This is a genomic window from Pelagibacterium mangrovi, from assembly GCF_036662815.1.
In the GTDB taxonomy this organism is placed as follows: domain Bacteria; phylum Pseudomonadota; class Alphaproteobacteria; order Rhizobiales; family Devosiaceae; genus Pelagibacterium; species Pelagibacterium mangrovi.
This window is the reverse complement of sequence record NZ_JBAFXA010000021.1, coordinates 1-3,426: the sequence shown is the minus strand read 5'-3', so window position 1 is coordinate 3,426 and position 3,426 is coordinate 1. Positions and strand designations below refer to the sequence as shown.

The window sequence follows — 3,426 nt, the reverse complement described above, 5'->3', positions numbered from 1 at the left end:
CCGCACTCCGCTAATCTACGCCGCGAGGTGTGCCAAATGTTCTGACGACGGACAGGGATGATCAGCAGCAGGTTCGCCGCCGCCCTGCCGGCCCATGACGGCAAGCCGAAAGGAGCCAGGAACGGAGCAAGCGCAACCACACGATCGATGTCGCTGCGATTTTGTACCAACCAAACCGCCATGGTGCCGCCGCCGGAAAGGCCGGTCACGACAACGCTTTCGCCCAGCCCATGGGCGATATCGACCGCACCGTTGACTGCGTGCAGAAACTCCTCGGCGGTCGTTTCGGCCAGCGCGGTCGTCATCCGGTCGGCCATGCCATGTCCGGGCAGTCTGGGAATATAGACATTGTATCCGAGGTTGAAGATTTCCGTGGCCAGTTGGTCGACCTGGGCAGGGCAACTGGTTAGTCCATGCAGATAGACCACGGCGATGGTAGTTTGCTCGCCATGGGTCAGTGCGGTTGATCCGCACTTGTCGTGAAGACCGAGCGCCATCTCATCGGCACGAACCGCGGCGACCAGTTCGAGAGCATGAGGATAGGACTGAGCCGGAGCGCTTGGCGGTACAGCATCGAGCCCGCTCGTATCGAGGGGCAGGATCGTCAGGATCGCGAAGATGGCGGCCAGCACCATCACGACTCCTAGGGACATCCACGCCCATGGACGAACACGGCGATTGCTCGCTTTCGTCCTCGCGCCACCAGGTACTCCCAGCAAGAGCGCAAGCACGACGCCGGTCAACCCCATGACAAAGGTCGCTGCAAAACCGGTCGAAATGATGAGCAGGGCGGAATGTTCGACGACCCGCAGCAGCCGCTCACCAAGCCCTACCAGCCCCACATCCGCCGAGCGCCCGATCTCCGCTATCAGAAGCGTTGCAGGATAGGCGGCAAATCCCACGGCGACGCCCATCACACCCCCAGATACCAGCGTCGGCCGCCGACCGTTCCGACCCTGCCTGTGCCATATAAAAAAGCTACACATGCAGGCTGCGATAAAGATCGTGACGCCGCTGACTCCGCCCTCGCGCCAGGCGCCGGCGGGTGAAAGAGGCAGGCCGGCGAGGGCGGCAGCGAGGGGGGCAACGAGGCCCAGCGACACGGCAGCCGCGAGGCTCCCTGCCCACCGCCTGCCGTCCAGCACCGCCGTACCCCCTTCCCCCATCATTCCCGCCCGCTCGATTGACTAAGGACTGTCTTGAGACGATCCAGGCTTTCATCGGTCCATCCCGGAGGCTCGACGATCGCGTGCCAGGCATCGACGTAGTCGTCGGGAGAATAGACGTGACCATATCCTACAGGAGAGGTGTTGGAGAGCGCCATGTCCATGGCCAGTTGAAGGAAGGTGATGATAGGGAACCAGCGAAAGTCCGGGGATACGCCCTCACCTCTTTCGCCTTCAATCCATGAGGGCGAAAAGAATGCAGTGTCGTAATCGAAAAAGACAATCGGATCCGTGGGATATTGCAGAAAGGCGATACGCATTGGTCCCCAGGGCCCCTCGATCCGCGTCAGGTCGCGTCCGCGATTGGCGAACCTGACACTCGAACTGTCGCCAAAGACCGGTCGCCAGCTCGGCGAGTCGGCAACCCGGTTTTTTGTCGACCACCCCCATACGGCGCTCGTAAAGGGTGGCCCCACCCAAAGCGCGCCGTCGAAGGGATTTCCCAGAATGTCGAGAAACATCGTTGATGCCTGCGAACTGTTGGCTCCAAGGCTCAAGCCGTTGAGATAAAGTCGGGGCCGTTCATCTTCGTCCAGAGTCCGCCAGTACCCATAGACCTCGTCGAACAGCGCCTGCGCGGCATCCGTGCCCTGCGTCGGTTCGATGACCAGCGAGAGCGGGCTCGTCAGATAGGAGTATTGCATCGCAACGCTCGCGACGTCACCATCCAGAAGATATTCGAGTGCATCGATGCTCGGCGGATCGACCCAGCCGGTGCCGACCGGCATGATGATGACGAGCGTGGAACGATCGAACGCGCCGATGCGGAGCATCTCGGCAAGCGCCAGGTGGGCCCGTTCCTGTGCGCTATCGGCCGAGCGCAGCCCCACATAGGTTCGCAGCGGCTCGATCGCAGGACGACCGGTAAGGGTTTCGATATCGGCGCGAGAGGGTTGCGTGTTGATGTAGACCCTTCCATCCCGGCCGATCGAGTCCCAACGGATCAAGGACTGTGTGCTTCCCGAGCGTTGCGTTTCCAGAGGCGCTGCATCGCCGAACTGTCCCGCCACGGCGTCGAGTTGTTCGAATGCGTTGTCGGCCATGCGAAGCGCGCCGCGCAACAACACGCCGCTGAACAGGAGTGCCGTCAACGTGCCGACAATCACGACGCTCGACAGTGTCGCCGCACGTGGTGGCAATCTGCGCCTGAGGAATGCGGCAACTCTCTGCACACCTCGCGTGATCATCGTCCCAATAGCAACGAGAAGGACAGCGGGGATGATCGCGACAAGCGCGACGAAAAGCAGGTTTCCTTCTTGCACCGGCTCAAGTTGCATGGCGGCGCGCACCGCATTCTGCCAGCCTGTATGGTGGTAAAGGCAGATAACAAGCACGATGCTAACGGCGAGCACCGCGCCGATCCTAATGGCCTGACCCGCCCGATTGTTCGGAAGCCTGAGCTGCAAATAGATCCATATCCATTGCAGCACTGCACCGAGCGCATAGCCGACGGCGAAAATGCAACCGGAGAGTGCGCCCTGAACCAATGGAGTACGCGGAATCAGCGAAGGCGTGAGCGACAACGCGAAAAAAAGGGCACCAACGAGAAGCCCGGGTACCGAAACATAGGACCACAGCGAGCTTACGACGGTTTTGCCTTGGCCGTTCCGGTTAAGATCAGCACCGCGACCGGGTTCCCGGAGCATTCTGAACTTCCTTAAAAGCCTGTAATAGCCTCATGAGGCCGAGAGCCGCGAGAATAACGCCTCCCGCTCCCATCGCAAGAAGCGCGCCCGAAAGAGGCAAGAAAAGCAACAGAAGGCCGAGCACCGCATAAAGCCCAGCGGCCGCGAGCGGCGCCCAGAAGACGTCGTGCTGCGTATGGTACCGGATGATAATGACCGCTTCCATTATGCCCACGGCGATCGCTACAACCCCGCACAGGACCGCAAGAGTGCCCATGGACATGATATTGATGAGATATGGGTGAAGAGTGGCCTGCCCCTATGAGGTGGTCCGGTTTCAGTCTTAATGCATGATCGGCTTTTCGACCATCGTCTGGGCAGATGATGGCGCTGACCCGCGTGTTGGCGCAGGCCAGATGATGGCCTGCGGTGCCGGTGGTTTATATCCGAGCGATGAGTGCGGCCGCTCGGTGTTGTAGTAGCGCCGCCATGCTTCGATGATAACCTTGGCCTCGGCGAGGCTTGTCCGCCGTCAGCACCCATGGCACAGGTTTGAGGTTGTAAGTTAAGGAGGT

3 protein-coding genes and 1 pseudogene are annotated in these 3,426 nt (G+C 60.7%); all 4 read right to left on the bottom strand.

The features are described 5' to 3' along the window. The coding region (locus tag V4T21_RS19070; protein WP_332719912.1) for an alpha/beta hydrolase at positions 1-914 on the bottom strand (914 nt) is incomplete at its 3' end. Positions 915-1,165: 251 nt separating this feature from the next. Next, complete coding sequence (locus tag V4T21_RS19065; protein ID WP_332719910.1) at positions 1,166-2,872, bottom strand: alpha/beta hydrolase; 1,707 nt, start codon at positions 2,870-2,872, stop codon at positions 1,166-1,168. Further along, positions 2,844-3,128, bottom strand: a complete 285-nt coding sequence (locus V4T21_RS19245; protein WP_440589681.1) for a DUF308 domain-containing protein — start codon at positions 3,126-3,128, stop codon at positions 2,844-2,846. Before V4T21_RS19245 ends, V4T21_RS19065 begins: the two co-directional genes overlap by 29 nt. A 66-nt stretch (positions 3,129-3,194) precedes the next feature. Continuing rightward, a pseudogene (locus V4T21_RS19060) lies at positions 3,195-3,374 on the bottom strand (integrase core domain-containing protein); the annotation flags it as partial. Positions 3,375-3,426 lie beyond the last annotated feature (52 nt).

Bases quoted from the DNA above. Each gene is read 5' to 3' on its own strand.
- V4T21_RS19245 (WP_440589681.1), bottom strand. From the start codon at position 3,128: ATGGGCACTCTTGCGGTCCTGTGCGGGGTTGTAGCGATCGCCGTGGGC.
- V4T21_RS19065 (WP_332719910.1), bottom strand. From the start codon at position 2,872: ATGCTCCGGGAACCCGGTCGCGGTGCTGATCTTAACCGGAACGGCCAA.